The following is a 14,638-nucleotide window of genomic DNA, read 5'->3' as shown; positions in this document are numbered from 1 at the left end:
TAATTATAAAAACAATGCATTATGAACAAATATTTCTTTAGGTTTTCATTCTATTTTTTCATGGTAGTTCAGTGGTAAAACCACTGTTATATTTGTTTCATCATGATAGATGAATCAGCTTTTAGTATTGCATAATATATCCTCTTCTATCTCTTCTGTTGTTTCTTCATGGTATTCTTTGTAAATACCCCCTTCGTTCAGATAGTGGATAATATCACATATTTCCCTTAGCGAGGCAATGAGATGTGAGGAAATTATCACCGTCTTTTCTTTTGCTTTCAGTTGCCGGATGAGTCTTTTCATCAGGATACATCCCTTCAAGTCCACCCCATTGAACGGCTCGTCAAGAATAAATACGTCATTGTCTTGCAACAATAATGCCATAAATCCCAGTTTCTTTTTCATTCCGGTAGAATATTCGGCAGCATACCTGTCAAGGGGCAGTTGGAAAATTTCATTTAAATGTTGAATGGTGGGTGTATTGACCGGCAGACCTTTGGCCTTCATACAGAATTCCAAGTGTTCAAGACCCGTGATTTGGGAATAAAAGAAGTTGGATGCAGACAGATAACCTGTTTTTAAAGTTTTGCTTTTGGTTATGCTTCCGGTATAATCATAGATTCCCATTATACAATTGAATAAAGTAGTCTTTCCGGCTCCATTCTCGCCCACCAAGCCATATATTTTTCCAGGGTGATACTCCAAATGAATGCCGTTTAATACTTTGACCTTACCGAAACTTTTATGTAAATCATTCACTTCTATCATAATAATCTTTTTAAGCGTTTGTGCGCATGGCAGGTCAGCAATGCTGTAAGTGCTATGCCGGGTATTAAAATAATTGGAACAAAAAGAGAGCCTAAATAAAAAGGCATTAATATACTTAATTGCACAATAAACAGCAATAGGGGGGATGGGATGATATGGCGCAACATACCGATACCAATGGCATAAATTAAGGTGGCAGTATAATAAGATAAGAAAAAGAGGATTTCATCTTGGTCATAGGTAGACGCTATAAGCGTTAAGCTGAAAGGAATGGAGGTGATGAAAACATTCCATGCTATGCTTTTTAGTTGGAAAAGGCATAAAGTCTTGAAATTTTTGAAATGAAGAAGATATCTGTTGTCCATTGTTTGCAGATAGCCTGATGCCTGTACCAATCCCCATAGTATGAGACATACTTTGTTTATTTTTATATTTCCGTGTACGGTTCCTGCGGTTGCAAAAAGAAAGAGTAGGATATAGACCCAGAAAGATTGGCGGAACATTCGTATATATTCATAACTTCCTTTGTAAAGAAAAGGAAGACGGACAGGTTTGTGTTCCAGTTTTATTTTTTTCAGGCAAGGTAATAAGGCGGCGAACAGCCATAAGCCGATAGCGTCGGTAAATTGTCCTTTTATTATTTCTATTCCGGCAAAAGGTAATGCGATCAAGGTGTATTCTTTTATCAGGAACACAGAAAGATGAGGTGTTAAAGTGCGTAAAAACTCTTTGTCTTTCCGGACATTATGATAACCGGCTAATAAGAGAACGCATACCACAGGAATAGCGAAACGGTTTTCTGCCAAGAACAATATCATGATGGCAGCCACCGTTAAGATGGTAAGGAAGACTATTCTGAAGATACCCAATTCTATAACTATTCTTCCAAAATTTTTCAGACGAAGCAGCAGATACAGTTGAAACATAAAGTGCTTTTTATTCTGATTGAGGGTACAAAGGAATAAAATATCCGGATAAGTACCCTCACTGTAGAGTGAAAATTTATTCTTTATGCTTCTTTTTCAGTTCCATCAATTCTTTATTGACGTGTGTCAATTCTTTAATTCTGTCCGATACATGATGGAAGAGGAAGTAGTCTGTCAGTACACCTGCTAAGATTAAACCAAACATTGTTATCATGAGCCACCACAGGTGGCGGTAGGTGTAAAGGAATATGCATATAAAAGGAGTTACCAGCAAATATCCGATGATATAACTCCAATTGATAAGCATTTTATATCGGAGTATATTCTTTATTTGCATTTCAAGGTTTGTTTCTTTTTTTATTTTAGTCAATAAAATAACTCCTGCAAAGTTGACTGTAAGAGCATATAGCAGAAGTCCGAATATTGCCGGCCAAAACACTAATTTACCGTTCAAATGAATAAAATCAACGAACATTAGAATCGTTACTCCTAACATAAATATAGAAGCTATTTTGTCCATCCTCAGCATTCTTTGCAGGCAACTTTCTTTTTGCCGTGACAACATCTCTATAATCTGTTGCTGATGAACCAGTTCATTCTGGCTGACCCGTTCATTCAACTCTTTCCATGCTTTTTGCAATTCTTCAAGTTCCATATAATTGTATGATTACAAGTTCGACATATTTTTTAATTTCTCTTTTATACGGTGCAGTTTTATCGCGACATTATTGCGGTTCGTTCCGGTGATTTCGGCTATTTCATCGTATGATTTCTCGTCCAGCCAGAGCAGGATAAACATACGGTCCACCTTGTTCAGTCGTTTGATGAGTGAATACATTTCTTTCAGCAGTTCGTTGTGTTCACAATCTTCCAGAATATCTACCTGCTGTTCCAAAGGTACATAGTCATACTTCTTTTTCTTTCGGAAGTCCGAGATACACGTGTTCAGGGATATGCGGTAAACCCATGTGACAAACGAACTTTCCCCCCGGAAGTTTTTGTATGACTTCCATATATTGAATACAGACTCTTGAAAAAGGTCGTTCACATCGTCCTTGTTGTCTGCATACATGAAGCATACCTTGTAAATGATGTGCTTGTATTGCACTAGCTTGTCGGCAAATTCCTGTTCTATACTCATCAGCTTTCAAAGGTGTTTTTATTAGGTTAGTCGGTGAAAAGAAGAGAAAGTTACACCTTTGTGCTAAAAAGTCTTTGTATTGAAAGTAGGTATTACAGGTCTGTTCTTTCAAATGCAATGATTTGTAATTTTCTTGATGTAGCAGGCTGGATTACTTTTTGCGGACGTTAAAGCATTTGTCGAAAAAGTCTTTTTTATTTTTCCCGTAAAAACTACTGTCCGGTCCTTTCCATGTCTTGGGAAATATCTTTTTAGTGAGTTCCACCTCTTCTTCAAGAATCGCAATATTATCAGTCATCAATGCCATGTTCAGTGCGCGGTTGATGCGGGAACCGGCATACCTGAGGCTGTCTGTAGCATATTCTTTTATGAGGATGGCATAGGCGGAATCGGCAGACCGATAATTTTTTTGGGCGGTAAGGCTGTCTCCGAAATAATCTTCAAACATCGCTTTCATTGACCATAAGTCGGCATTGAGGGTGGATTGTTTTTCAGCTTGCCGGAGTACAGACAGAATCTCATGGTACTTTTTGCAGGCTGATAAATAACTGATTCTTCCCACATATACTTTTATATTGGTAGGGTCAATGGCTAATGCACTGTCAAGTTTGGCCCATATTTCCTTGTCGTTTATAGATATATGTTCACTGTCATTAAAGAAGAAAGTGCTGTCTAAAGGAGGCAACCATAGGTTCCTCGCTTCTGCTACCAGACGGTTGGCTTCTTGGGTGTGGAAGTTTTCTTCGGTAGTTACGGGGTTGGAATGGTGTTTGCATGAAACCGTAAGGGTCAATAATAAGCCAAGTAAAATAGTGGTTTTCATCAGTCTGTGTATTATGGTATTAGTTTGTTGCCAACACAAAAATAGGATAAAAAAATGATATTCTTTCTTTTGCATCAAATATATTTCCTTTGATGTTTGGTTATAAACCGTTCTGTCTGTCCGCAGAATACAATGAAACCGTTGTTCTCCGCAGATACCCAATCTTTTTATCAGGGTATCTCCCTGTATATCGCGTATCCTTTTGTTTATTCATTTAGTTTTTTAAGAATGGGTCGACTACCTGATTATTTTTCTCCTTAATCCATCTTTTCCTTTATATTAAGCCTTTTTCCCCTAAAGATTAAGTATCTTTGTCCAGATGTGTTCTATCTCCATAGGTTGCGGAGTTGACTCCATAACCTTTGGAGATAACTCCATAGCCTTTGGAGTCAAGTCCAAAGCTTATGGAGATAGAATACAAAAGGAAGAGAACCCTTAACCATAGAGCAGAAAGGGCTTGCGGATACAGATCAAATCTTTTAATGATGGATATAAAATATGATTTCAAGGCCAACCCTTTCAAGGAAAAGGACGGCAAACCGGTGCTTTATCCGGCGGTAGTGGTGAAGGAAACGATTACTACCGATCACATAGTGAAGGAGTTGTCCAAGCATAGCGCATATTCGGCGGGCTGTGTGGTGGGAGTGCTACAGGAGGTGGCCGATATGGTTGTATCCCATTTGCGGCAAGGAAAAAATGTGCGGTTGGACGGCCTGGGTACGTTTTCTCTTGCCTTGTCCTCGCGTGAGGTGACAGACCGGAAGGAGATACGTGCGGCATCTGTGAGGATAAAGAAGGTGAACTTCCGTCCGGTGCCGGAACTGGTGAAGCGGGTGCGGCAGGAAACAGACATCCTCCGTGCCGAGTTCGGCTTCTTGCCTACGGTGAAAAAGCGTAGCAAGGAGGAGCGTTGGACGTTGCTGGAGGCTTATCTGAAAGAACACGGTTCCATTACACGTCTGGCCTATTCGGAATGGTTGGGGGTGGCGCGCACTACGGCGGCCTACGAGCTGAAGGCTTGGTATGAGGAGAAGAGATTGGACAAAGAAGGAAAGCATTCTCATGCGGTGTATGTGCTGCGCAGGCAGGAAGGTATAGCCGAAGTATAGCCCCTTTTTTATCCGTTTGGGAATAAAAAGAGAGGGAAAGTGGTGGTGGCAGCACTTTTTACCCATAAAAAAATGTGCTGCCACCACCCGTTGAAACGCCTTGTTCATGGTGGTTCCAGTAGAGTGGGTGGTAGCAGTGGCAGCACATTTATAAAACTCCGGAGAAGGAGGGATTGCTTGTATTTGTACTCAATCTGAATCCGGAACAAGAGACTTACAGCTTGTCATGCAAGGTCCCTGCTGCTTTCAGATAGGCCACGTAGTTCAGATAAAGTTGGAAACGGGCGTCAACTTTCGTTTCGTAAGCCTGTTGCCATAACGCTTGGGCTTCCAAATGGTCGGAGAGTGTTTCCAGACCTACTTCGTACTGGCTTTTGCTGACACGCCTGTTCTCTTCCGCCTGTTGCAGGGAACGGTCGGCAAGTTCGCTTTCCAGCTTTGCTTCGTCCAGATTGTTGGCGGCTTGGGTCAGTTCCAGTAACATTTGTTCGTTCAGGTTTTGCTGTTGAAGGCGGGTTTGTTCCAGTTTGGCTTTGGCTGCACGTACTTTGTTGCTGCGTTCTCCGAAATGGAACAAGGGGATGCTTACATTCAGAAGGACAGAGAAACTGGCATCGTCCAGGAAATTCTTGTTGTTCAGTTCCAAACCATGTACATAGTCGTATGAGCCTTTGATCCCTACTTTGGGAAGCAGTTCACTGCGGTTCAGTTTCACCTGCTGGCGGGCTATCGCCACTTGTTTGTCCAGTATTCCGTATTCCGGACGGCGGGTGATATCCAGTACCTGTACTTCCAGGTCTTTCTCTATCTCCGGGAAATCTCCGGAAACATGAACTTGTGTGGTCAGTGGTTTCCCTATCAGGTGGCAGAGGTTCATGGTAGCCAGGCGGAGAGCATTCTCGGCTTTTCGGATACCTAGCTCGCTTTCATTCAGCTTTACTTGTACTTTCAATACATCATTCTGAGGTTTAAGTCCATGTTTGTAAGCACTCTCTACGTTATTTTTTAATTCCGTCAATACAGCGTGGTATGCATCGGCTACTGTTTTCATCTCCTTTGCTTTTACTACCAGAGCGTATGCCTGATCTGTTTTCTGAATGACTTCTGTTGCGGTCAGATTTTCATTCATTTGTGCCATTTCTTTGCCCAGCAAGGACATTTTGTAGGCGGCACGGATTTTACCGCCCATGTAGAGGGGCTGTTCCATTTGCACACCGCCCATATAGACCCATCCTATTTTATAGTCCAGGTTAATGCCGGGGAAGTAGGCAAAGCCTGCGGGTTGTCCCGGATTGAACTGTCCTGTTCCATCGGGCAGAAAGACGGGCAGGTTGCCTCCGGCTATGCCGTAACTACCGTCGGCATTACTGTAAAGTCCTGTTCCGCTGACGGTGAAGTTGGGGAAGAAGTTCCCTTTGTAACTCTTGGCAGTATAACGGGCACTTTCCGTCTGTTTCACGGAAGCCGCCATTTCCTTGTTGTATTTTAATGCCATTTCGCGGCACTCTTTCAGACTCAGTGTTTCCTGTGCCCATGCGGGGGTGGCAAGATGCCACAGCAGACAGCAGAGGGGGAGTATCATTGTCTTTTTCATTTATTCTCGGTTTTGTATGTCAGTGAAATGAATCAATTGTTTTTTATCTTGAAGAACAAGGCATATAATATAGGGATAAAGAGCAGCGTGATCAGTGTGCTGCACAGCAATCCACCCATGATAGCTGCCGCCAAGGAACCGAACATGGCATCGGACAGCAAGGGAATCATACCCAGAATCGTTGTCAGCGAGGCCATCATGACCGGGCGGAGACGGCTTTGGGAACTGTCTATCAGTGCGGTGATCGGTTCTACTCCTTCATTGATCTGAAGGGTGATTTCATCCATCAGCACAATACCGTTTTTAATCAGCATGCCGATCAATCCCAATGTGCCTACAATAGCCACGAAATTGAAGACTTTTCCTGTGAGCAGCATGACCGCTACCACCCCTACAAATATCATCGGAATACAGCAGAAGATGATGATGGGTTTGCGATAATCTTTGAACAGCATGATGAGGATGGCAATCATCAGAATGATGGCTAACGGGAAATTTTGGAACAGGTACTTCATGGACTGGTCGCTGGCTATCTTTTCTCCTTGCCATACCAGTGAATAACCTTCGGGTAATGGTATGTTTTCTATCTGTTCCGCGATGGCAAGACGTGCTTTTTCCGTTTCAATGCCGGGTGCGGGCGAACATTGTGCCCGCTGGCTTCTCTGCCCGTTGTAACGGGGAACTACCGGATCTTCCCACCGGATATCAATCTCTTTGCTGATTTGTTTCAGCGGTGTGCTTCCCATGATGCTTTCCACCAAATCTTCTTTCGAAAGTGTGCCGGCTTTCAGCTTCACCATGGTTTCCTCGTTCAACAGTCCGTTCAGGGAAGGCAGAGACGAGAAGACTTGTGCGTTGCCCAGGTCCTCTATCGGTTCTCCTTTCTCGTCGAGGCATTTCAGGTAGATGTTGTTTTTGTGGATACCTTCGTAGAAAGAGCCGATAGGAATGCCTCCGGTGGCTGTGAGCAGGGAAAGGCTGACATCATTACGGCTCAGGCCGAGGGCACGGGCAGACGGCTGGTCGTATTCGATGGTCAGTACGGGTACTTGAGGTTCCCAGTCGGTGGTGATGAGGCAGACTTCCGGAGTCCTTTCCATGATGGCGCGGGCGCTGTCGGCCAGTTGGTGCAGGATGGCAGGGTCGGGACCCAGAAATTGCGCCTCTATGGGATATTTCTTGAACATCAGATTATATCTTTTCAATTTGATGTATGCGTCCGGATAGGCTTGGGAGAGGTAAGCTTGGATTTCGTCTATATGTTCTACCAAGGTTTCCGGTGAGGTGAAGTCGATAATCAGTTCGCCGTACGAAAGTGAGGGGTTGGCAATGCTCCGTACCAGATTATAGCGTCCGGGCGTACCGCCTATGGAGGTAGTGACGTGGGTTATTTCCTCCCGTCCTTTCAGATAGGTTTCTATTTCTTCCAAATCTCGAACCACACGTGTATAGTTATTCCCTTCCGGAAGTTTGTATTCCATATAAAGCTGGTCGTAAACCATGTCGGGGAAAAAGCCCTGACGCATATATTGGTAGCCGAAAACGGAAAGCAGCAACAGACCGGTCATGGCAAATACAAAACTCCACCGGTGGGCCAGACCGAACCGCAGTGCCGAACGGAGGGTGGCATAGATTTTACCTTTGTATACTCGCTTTCCGGTACTGTCAGTATCTATGGCAGGATGCAGCCGGCGGTCGGCCATCAGTGGTACATGGATCAGTGCCAATATCCAGCTTAGCAACAGGGAAACGGCAAGTACGATGAAAAGGTCGCGCGTGTAGACGCCTGCGGTGTCGGGGGACATGTAGATGGGTAGAAAGGCGATAATGGCTATCAGTGTCGCGCCCAGAAGAGGCATGGCTGTCTGTCTTCCGATGGCGGTCATGGCTTCCATCCGGTTTTTGCCGGCTTTCAAGTCTACCAGTATGCCGTCTATGATGACGATGGCGTTGTCTACCAACATTCCCATTGCCAGTACAAAAGCAGCCAATGATACGCGCTGCATGGTTCCGCCTGCCGAATAAAGGAACAGAAAAGAACCGAATACGGTGATGACCAGGCTGATACCTATGATAAGGCCGCTCTTGAACCCCATTGCTATCATCAGTATCAGTACTACGATGATGACGGATTCTATCAGGTTGATGACAAAGGTTCCCAAAGAGCTGCCTACCCGTTCGGGCTGATAGAAGATTTTGTGGCATTCCACTCCTGCGGGCAGACGTTCGGCTTTGAGTTCTTCCAACTTGCTTTCTACGGCATGGCCTACTTTTATAATGTCCGAACCACTGGAGGCAGCGATGAGTATACCGAGAGCGCGTTCATGGTCATAGAACATTTCATTGCGTGTGGGGTTCTCGTAGGCTTTCTCTATACGGGCGATGTCACTCAGGCGAAGCTGGTCGTCATCGTGTCCTTGAATCAGCATTTTTCCGATATCTTCTACGGTTTTGAATTTGTCGTTTACTGTGACGCGGATACGGTTTTCACCATTTTCATAATATCCTGTATAGGTGGTTTTGTTCTGGCCGTTCAAGGTTGCCAGTACTTCTGCAGGTTTAACACCGAGGTTTGCCATACGGTCTTGCAACAGGGAGATATTGATGCATTCGGAACGTTTGCCGTAGAGTTCCACACGGTCTACCCCTTCCAGTTCGTTCACTTCCCGTTTTACCAGTTCGGCATAGTCGGACAGTTCACGGTCGGACAGTCCGTCACCTGTCAGGGCATAGAACATGCCATATACATTTCCGAAGTCATCTTTGACTATCGGGGTGGTGGCTCCTTCGGGCAACAGGGCGCGGGCGTCGCTTACTTTGCGGCGCAGCATGTCCCAGCATTGTTCCACGTCATCGTCCGGCACGGTGCTCAGCAGTTCTATCTGTATCAGGGACAGGTCGTTGTATGAATAACTTTCTATATTGTCAATGTTGCCCATGGTGCGGATGTTCTTTTCAAGCACATCCGTTACTTCCAGTTCTACCTGGTGCGCGGAAGCACCCGGATAGGTGGTGACTACCATGGCAAGCTTCACTTTTATTTCGGGGTCTTCCAATTTGCTCATCTGATAGCAGGAATAGGCTCCGCCGAGCAGCAGAACCGCTATCAGGAAATAAATCAGATTCCTGTTCCGGAATGCCCATTTACTGATGTCCATTATAATAATCCTCCTATATTTGTGTTAGTGACCGGTGACAAAGGTTTTACAATTTCTCCATCCTCAATGTGGTGTACGCCCGAGGATACAATCTGCTCTCCCGGTTGCAGTTGTCTGGAAGTGATGAGACTGTGTCCGTTGTTCAACAAACGCAGTATGGATACTTCCTGTCTGTGTACGGTATTGCTGGATGGATGAAAGACGAACACATACGCTTTGCCTTCTTTTTGCAGGATGGCGCCGGTAGGGACAGAAAGAGTATTCTCCTGCTCTGTACGGCAAAGGATGGTTACCATGGTGTTCATGCCGGGAGAAGGGATAGCCCGTGTGCCGGGTACTACTTGCAGGCGCATGGTGTATAGTTGGTTTGCGTTGGCTTTCGGGGTGACACTGATTAGTTTCAGCGGGTAGGTTTCGCCCGGATAGATATCAAATGTGCAGTGATAATTGTCGAACTGCTCCCGGCGGATATATTCGGCCGCAGGCAGATTTATTTCCACTTCGGGGGTTCCGCCGCTGATCATGGCAATGACGGGCATTCCGGCTCCGATGGTTTCGTGAGCTTCGAACAGGCGTTTCTGGACATACCCGTTGAAAGGAGCATAGAGCCGGGTGTAAGCCAACTGATCTTTATGGTGTTTGTACTTGGCGGTGATTTGCTTGAGCCCGTATACGGCTTTGTCATTGGCGTTGGGGGTGGTTCCGTTGTCTTTGTAAAGAGCCATGACCCTTTCTGCTTCCGCTTTTATTTGCTGGTATTCTGCTTCAGTAGCATCCAGTTGTACTTGATAGTCGGTGGGGTCCAGTTCGGCCAGTAATTGTCCCTCTTGTACACGGGCGCCGTCTTTTACATGTATTTTGCTGATGGTTCCGCTTACCCGGAAGGCAAGGCTGATATCTTGTGCGGCTTTTACCTTTCCCGGAAATTGCAGGAACGTTTGTTTGTCGGCAGAAACAACTGTGTCTATTTTTACTGTCTGATGACCTTTGGCTTCCTGGGCACGTTGTGCGCAGGAACTTAGTAAGATCAAGGAAATACCTGTTAGAATAAGATAAATTCGTTTCATACTACTATGATTTTCGTGCAATTAGTTTTCTGATACAAAGTTATTCCGAAGCAAGAGGATAGAAAAGGTTGATATGAATGATAAATTGTCCGATTTGTATATTTTTGGGTTGTTATGTAGCTGGAAAGTTTACGATTTGTATTTATTTTGCAGTAAATTAAAGAATGTATAGATTGATGGACAGACAACAGATGCCTTTTCTCTTTAGATTTCTTTCGGATAGTGAACTGTATGCCTTTAAAGACGGACAGATTATTTCGACATTTAATAAATGTGGCCTTTTCTTTTGCCGGAAAGGAAATGTGGAGGTTTCACTGGAAGATAAGCATTTTCAGATAAATCCCGGTGATGTGTATATTTACATGGCTTCTACCTTGGTGCATCTGCTTCATAAGAGTGAGGATGCGGAAGGGGTTATGGTTGAAGTGGATTTAGATTATATCATTCCTATCGTCAATAGGGTGATCAATGTGGAAAACCAGCTTTTTATGCGGAAGCATCCTTGTATATCACTTTCGGATAAGCAACGTGCTCATTTGGAGTATCTGTTGGATAATTTGCGGGAGAGGATAGAGGCGGAGGATGTGCAAGAGGTGAATTTGCAGCAACAACGCCTGACTTTGGAACTGATCAAGTCGATGGGGCAGACTTTCTGCTATGAGATATTGAATATGTATTTTGCCAACCAACCCATGCAGCCCTTGCCGCAGAACAAGAAGGATGTGATTTTTCAGAATTTCATGCTGGCTCTTTTCCGTTTGTATAGAAAGGAGCGTGATGTTGCTTATTATGCGAGGATGCAGCATATTACTCCACGTTATTTTTCCACCATCATTAAAGAGAAGTCGGGAAATAGTGCTTTGCAATGGATTGTGCAAATGGTGATTACCGAGGCAAAACAGTTGCTTGAAGGATCGGATCTGAGTATCAAGGAGATTGCAGACCAATTGAATTTCCCTACGCAGTCTTTCTTTGGAAAGTATTTTAAGCAATATGTGGGGATTTCACCTAAAGAATATAGAAAAGGCAAGTTGAGGATTAAGGATGGAATTTGATTTCAGAAAATGCAATCTATTTTATTTTAATATACCTTTGTGTACAAATCATAAACGTTTTATTTATGACCCGAAAGAACGAACAAGAGCGATTCATGTCTTATATTACAGAACGGCAAACTCATGAGAGCCGGATGGCGGTAGCTGATTTTTTGCGGAAATATGCTGACCGGTATCATAACTCTGATTTTATTTCTTCTGATCCGGTACAGTTCCCGCATCGCTATCATTTCAAAGCGGATATTGAAATCAGTGCTTTTCTGACTGCTTTTCTTAGTTTCGGAGCCCGCCCTCAAATACTGAAGGCGGCAGAACGGCTGGATTCCATAATGAACCGGCAGCCTTTGCAGTATGTGTTGTCCGGGAACTGGAAAATTGATTTCTGTGGTGAGGAGTCGTTCTATCGGACGGTTTCAAAAAATAGAATGGCACAATTGTTTCATTGGCTGTATACTATATATGATAGGTATGAGAGTATGGAGAATGCTCTTCTTTGCGAAACGGATGGAACTCCGATGCAACGTCTTTGTCGTTTGTTTGGAGTGTCGGATAAGGCGCCGCAAAAGAAATTGAATATGTTTCTGCGCTGGATGATCCGTCGCGATTCGGAAGTGGATTTTGGAATCTGGAGGAATTTCTCTCCATGTGAGTTGATTATCCCTTTGGATACACATGTCAGTGAGATGGCTTTCAGATTGGAGCTGACCCGAAGTAAATCTTATACGCTGAATAATGCAAGAACTATTACTGCGGCTTTGGCTGAGGTTTTTCCCGAAGATCCTTGTCTGGGGGATTTTGCTTTGTTTGGCTATGGGATTAATGAATTATGAGATGTAGTTTGGGGTGTGTTGCTCGAAGCAGGTAGCTGTGGTGAGGATGACTATGGGATATCATTTGCAATAAATGGAAATCTAAAAATAATCCCCGAGGGATATCACATCCATCGGGGATTTTCGGTTTTTTGGTTAAAGGTTAGTATAAAATTAGGTTAGGTTGTTTCTTAAATTATAGGGGTACGTATTCCACGAAGGCCTCCATTGCTTCATAACATGCCAAACCAAGTTGGTCATACAAAGCAGCGGTACCCCGGTTGCGGTCTTCACTTCTTTGCCAGAACAGACGTTCGTCGTTGCCCAGGAACGGTGCGCTTTCCATCTGAGACTGATGCTTTAAGATGGAGTTACGTTTAGCACGCAATTCTTCCGGACTGAACGGTACGGCCATTTCAATGTTTTCAATTTCCCATTCCGCCCATGCGCCACGATACATCCAGATGCGGCAATCTTTCAACCATTCGGCACCGGCTTCTTTTTCGATGTCGATAGCGGCAAGCACTGCGTCTGTGCAGACACGATGGGTTCCGTGCGGGTCGGCAAGGTCACCGGCCACATAAATTTGGTGGGGTTTTACGTCACGTAGTAACTGTAAAACGATTTCCACATCGGCTTCACTGATAGGGTTCTTCTCGATTTTTCCTGTTTCATAGAACGGCAAGTCGAGGAAGTGGACACGGTTCAATGGAATTTGATTGTAAGTACTTGCAGTACGGGCCTCGCCACGACGGATCAGTCCTTTAATGGTCAGGATATCGCGGCTGTCCATATCGCCTTCTTTCTTGGCGGCAAGGAATTTCTTGATTTCAGCGTATTTGTTTTTGATGGTTTCGTTGGAGTTTTCATCAAAAAGTTGGTTGAAACCGTTGATGAAGTGCATGAAACGTACTACTTCTTCATCGCCTACGGCAATGTTTCCGGAAGTTTCGTATGCTACGTGTACTTCGTGACCTTGCTGAACCAAACGCCGTAAAGTTCCACCCATTGAGATTACGTCATCATCCGGGTGCGGAGAGAAGACTACCACGCGTTTCGGGAATGGTTTTGCCCGTTCGGGGCGATAGGTGTCATCTGCATTGGGCTTGCCGCCGGGCCATCCGGTGATGGTGTGCTGCAAGTCATTGAATATTTTGATATTTACGTTGTAAGCAGAACCGTAGAGTGCCAGCAGTTCGCTCAGTCCGTTTTCATTGTAATCTTTGTTGGTCAGTTTCAGAATCGGTTTTTTGACACGCATACACAACCATACAATAGCGCTGCGAATCAATTTGTCGTTCCATTCGCAATTGGTTACCAGCCACGGACGTTGGATACGGGTAAGGTGAGAAGCCGCTGCCAGATCTATGCAGACATTTGCATTGTTATGCATTTGCAGATAAGAAGCGGGCAGAGTGTCGCTCACTTTGTCTTCCACCGCTTTCTTGATGATATCGGCTTTGTCATCTCCCCATGCCAGCAAATAGATTTTGCGGGCAGCCATAATAGTTGCCACACCCATCGTGATGGAACAGGGAGGGAGATTGTCCACTCCCAAGTTGTGTGCAGCTTCAGCACGCGAGGTTGAGTCAATCAAAATCAGTCGGGTAGGGGAGCTCAAGCTTGATCCCGGCTCGTTCATGGCAATATTGCCTTCACGACCAATGCCCATTAATACGATGTCTATACCGCCAAAAGTCTGGATACGTTGTTCGTACAGGCGGCAGTATTCGATGACAGCTTCCTGCGGAATCGTTCCGTCGATGGTGAATACATTTTGTTTATCGATGTCGATTTGGCTTAGGAATAAGTCGTTCAGCTGTGAGAAACTGCTTCCAGCCCCTTCGGAAGCCAAAGGGTAATATTCATATAAATTGAAAATTACTACGTTACGGAAACTTAGTCCTTCATCTTTATGTTTACGGACTAGTTCGGCATAAAGCGGCCGTAATGAAGCACCGGTTCCAGCCCCAATCACGCAGAACTTTCCTTCGCGCTGACGTTCCTGAATTTTTGCCGTAATTTCGTTGGCAATGTGCTGCACGCCTTCCTCCATCGTTTCATAGATGTCGGTAGGCACTTTTTCGCAGCGGGTCAAGACAGAACGTTCCACCGCATTTTCGGGTTTATAATATTTCGGAGATACTCTGTTCAGAGAAATCTGCGAACTTAAGTTTGTTCTCATAAA

At 44.5% G+C, this 14,638-nt stretch carries 12 protein-coding genes; 3 read left to right on the top strand and 9 right to left on the bottom strand.

The window, feature by feature from the left end; genetic code table 11:
* Nucleotides 1–114: 114 nt before the first annotated feature.
* The 5 genes from BVU_RS20715 to BVU_RS20695 form a co-directional block, all read right to left on the bottom strand.
* Entirely contained in the window at nt 115–768 is a 654-nt protein-coding gene (locus tag BVU_RS20715; RefSeq protein WP_005840406.1) for an ABC transporter ATP-binding protein, read from the bottom strand.
* Nucleotides 765–1,694 (bottom strand): hypothetical protein, encoded by a 930-nt coding sequence (locus BVU_RS20710; RefSeq protein ID WP_012056025.1) that lies wholly within the window; start codon nt 1,692–1,694, stop codon nt 765–767. The genes BVU_RS20715 and BVU_RS20710 overlap by 4 nt, the downstream gene beginning before the upstream one ends.
* 76 nt (nt 1,695–1,770) lie before the next feature.
* Nucleotides 1,771–2,349, bottom strand: coding sequence for a hypothetical protein (locus tag BVU_RS20705; protein WP_005839691.1), 579 nt, complete (start codon nt 2,347–2,349; stop codon nt 1,771–1,773).
* A 12-nt stretch (nt 2,350–2,361) separates the two neighbouring features.
* The gene (locus BVU_RS20700) at nt 2,362–2,835 is read right to left on the bottom strand and encodes an RNA polymerase sigma factor (RefSeq protein WP_005839693.1); all 474 of its coding nucleotides are present in this window, start codon (nt 2,833–2,835) and stop codon (nt 2,362–2,364) included.
* A 151-nt stretch (nt 2,836–2,986) separates the two neighbouring features.
* Nucleotides 2,987–3,658 (bottom strand): hypothetical protein, encoded by a 672-nt coding sequence (locus BVU_RS20695; RefSeq protein WP_005839695.1) that lies wholly within the window; start codon nt 3,656–3,658, stop codon nt 2,987–2,989.
* Nucleotides 3,659–4,140: 482 nt separating this feature from the next.
* On the opposite strand from BVU_RS20695, the gene BVU_RS20690 reads away from it, so the two are divergent.
* Nucleotides 4,141–4,767 carry an HU family DNA-binding protein gene (locus tag BVU_RS20690; RefSeq protein ID WP_016270732.1) on the top strand — a complete coding sequence of 209 codons (627 nt, stop codon included), beginning with the start codon at nt 4,141–4,143 and terminating at the stop codon, nt 4,765–4,767.
* Between the two features lie 214 nt (nt 4,768–4,981).
* Here BVU_RS20690 and BVU_RS20685 read toward each other — a convergent pair whose 3' ends face one another.
* Genes BVU_RS20685 through BVU_RS20675 form a run of 3 tightly spaced genes read right to left on the bottom strand, consistent with a single transcriptional unit; the run spans nt 4,982 to nt 10,586 of the window.
* Nucleotides 4,982–6,361, bottom strand: coding sequence for a TolC family protein (locus BVU_RS20685; protein WP_008782186.1), 1,380 nt, complete (start codon nt 6,359–6,361; stop codon nt 4,982–4,984).
* 32 nt (nt 6,362–6,393) lie between these two features.
* Nucleotides 6,394–9,519, bottom strand: a complete 3,126-nt coding sequence (locus tag BVU_RS20680; protein WP_012056022.1) for an efflux RND transporter permease subunit — start codon at nt 9,517–9,519, stop codon at nt 6,394–6,396.
* Entirely contained in the window at nt 9,519–10,586 is a 1,068-nt protein-coding gene (locus BVU_RS20675; RefSeq protein ID WP_012056021.1) for an efflux RND transporter periplasmic adaptor subunit, read from the bottom strand. Before BVU_RS20675 ends, BVU_RS20680 begins: the two co-directional genes overlap by 1 nt.
* Nucleotides 10,587–10,762: 176 nt before the next feature.
* Between BVU_RS20675 and BVU_RS20670 the strand changes: the two genes are divergently transcribed.
* A complete protein-coding gene (locus BVU_RS20670; protein ID WP_005851311.1) occupies nt 10,763–11,641 on the top strand; it encodes a helix-turn-helix domain-containing protein in 879 nt (292 codons plus the stop codon).
* A gap of 65 nt (nt 11,642–11,706) precedes the next feature.
* Nucleotides 11,707–12,471, top strand: a complete 765-nt coding sequence (locus tag BVU_RS20665) for a TIGR02757 family protein (RefSeq protein ID WP_005839707.1) — start codon at nt 11,707–11,709, stop codon at nt 12,469–12,471.
* A 175-nt stretch (nt 12,472–12,646) separates the two neighbouring features.
* On the opposite strand, the gene BVU_RS20660 is transcribed toward BVU_RS20665, so the two are convergent.
* The gene (locus BVU_RS20660; protein WP_005839709.1) at nt 12,647–14,635 is read right to left on the bottom strand and encodes a glucosamine-6-phosphate deaminase; all 1,989 of its coding nucleotides are present in this window, start codon (nt 14,633–14,635) and stop codon (nt 12,647–12,649) included.
* Nucleotides 14,636–14,638 lie beyond the last annotated feature (3 nt).

Source organism: Phocaeicola vulgatus ATCC 8482, assembly GCF_000012825.1.
Taxonomy (GTDB): Bacteria; Bacteroidota; Bacteroidia; order Bacteroidales; family Bacteroidaceae; genus Phocaeicola; species Phocaeicola vulgatus.
The sequence above is the reverse complement of the archived record's forward strand: the minus strand, read 5'-3'. Positions and strand labels throughout refer to the sequence as shown.

Excerpts from the sequence above, each read along its gene's own strand:
- BVU_RS20675 (WP_012056021.1), bottom strand. The coding sequence starts at position 10,586 with ATGAAACGAATTTATCTTATTCTAACAGGTATTTCCTTGATCTTACTA.
- BVU_RS20705 (WP_005839691.1), bottom strand. The coding sequence starts at position 2,349 with ATGGAACTTGAAGAATTGCAAAAAGCATGGAAAGAGTTGAATGAACGG.
- BVU_RS20710 (WP_012056025.1), bottom strand. The coding sequence starts at position 1,694 with ATGTTTCAACTGTATCTGCTGCTTCGTCTGAAAAATTTTGGAAGAATA.
- BVU_RS20665 (WP_005839707.1), top strand. The coding sequence starts at position 11,707 with ATGACCCGAAAGAACGAACAAGAGCGATTCATGTCTTATATTACAGAA.
- BVU_RS20700 (WP_005839693.1), bottom strand. The coding sequence starts at position 2,835 with ATGAGTATAGAACAGGAATTTGCCGACAAGCTAGTGCAATACAAGCAC.
- BVU_RS20690 (WP_016270732.1), top strand. The coding sequence starts at position 4,141 with ATGATGGATATAAAATATGATTTCAAGGCCAACCCTTTCAAGGAAAAG.
- BVU_RS20715 (WP_005840406.1), bottom strand. The coding sequence starts at position 768 with ATGATAGAAGTGAATGATTTACATAAAAGTTTCGGTAAGGTCAAAGTA.
- BVU_RS20695 (WP_005839695.1), bottom strand. The coding sequence starts at position 3,658 with ATGAAAACCACTATTTTACTTGGCTTATTATTGACCCTTACGGTTTCA.
- BVU_RS20660 (WP_005839709.1), bottom strand. The coding sequence starts at position 14,635 with ATGAGAACAAACTTAAGTTCGCAGATTTCTCTGAACAGAGTATCTCCG.
- BVU_RS20680 (WP_012056022.1), bottom strand. The coding sequence starts at position 9,519 with ATGGACATCAGTAAATGGGCATTCCGGAACAGGAATCTGATTTATTTC.
- BVU_RS20685 (WP_008782186.1), bottom strand. The coding sequence starts at position 6,361 with ATGAAAAAGACAATGATACTCCCCCTCTGCTGTCTGCTGTGGCATCTT.
- BVU_RS20670 (WP_005851311.1), top strand. The coding sequence starts at position 10,763 with ATGGACAGACAACAGATGCCTTTTCTCTTTAGATTTCTTTCGGATAGT.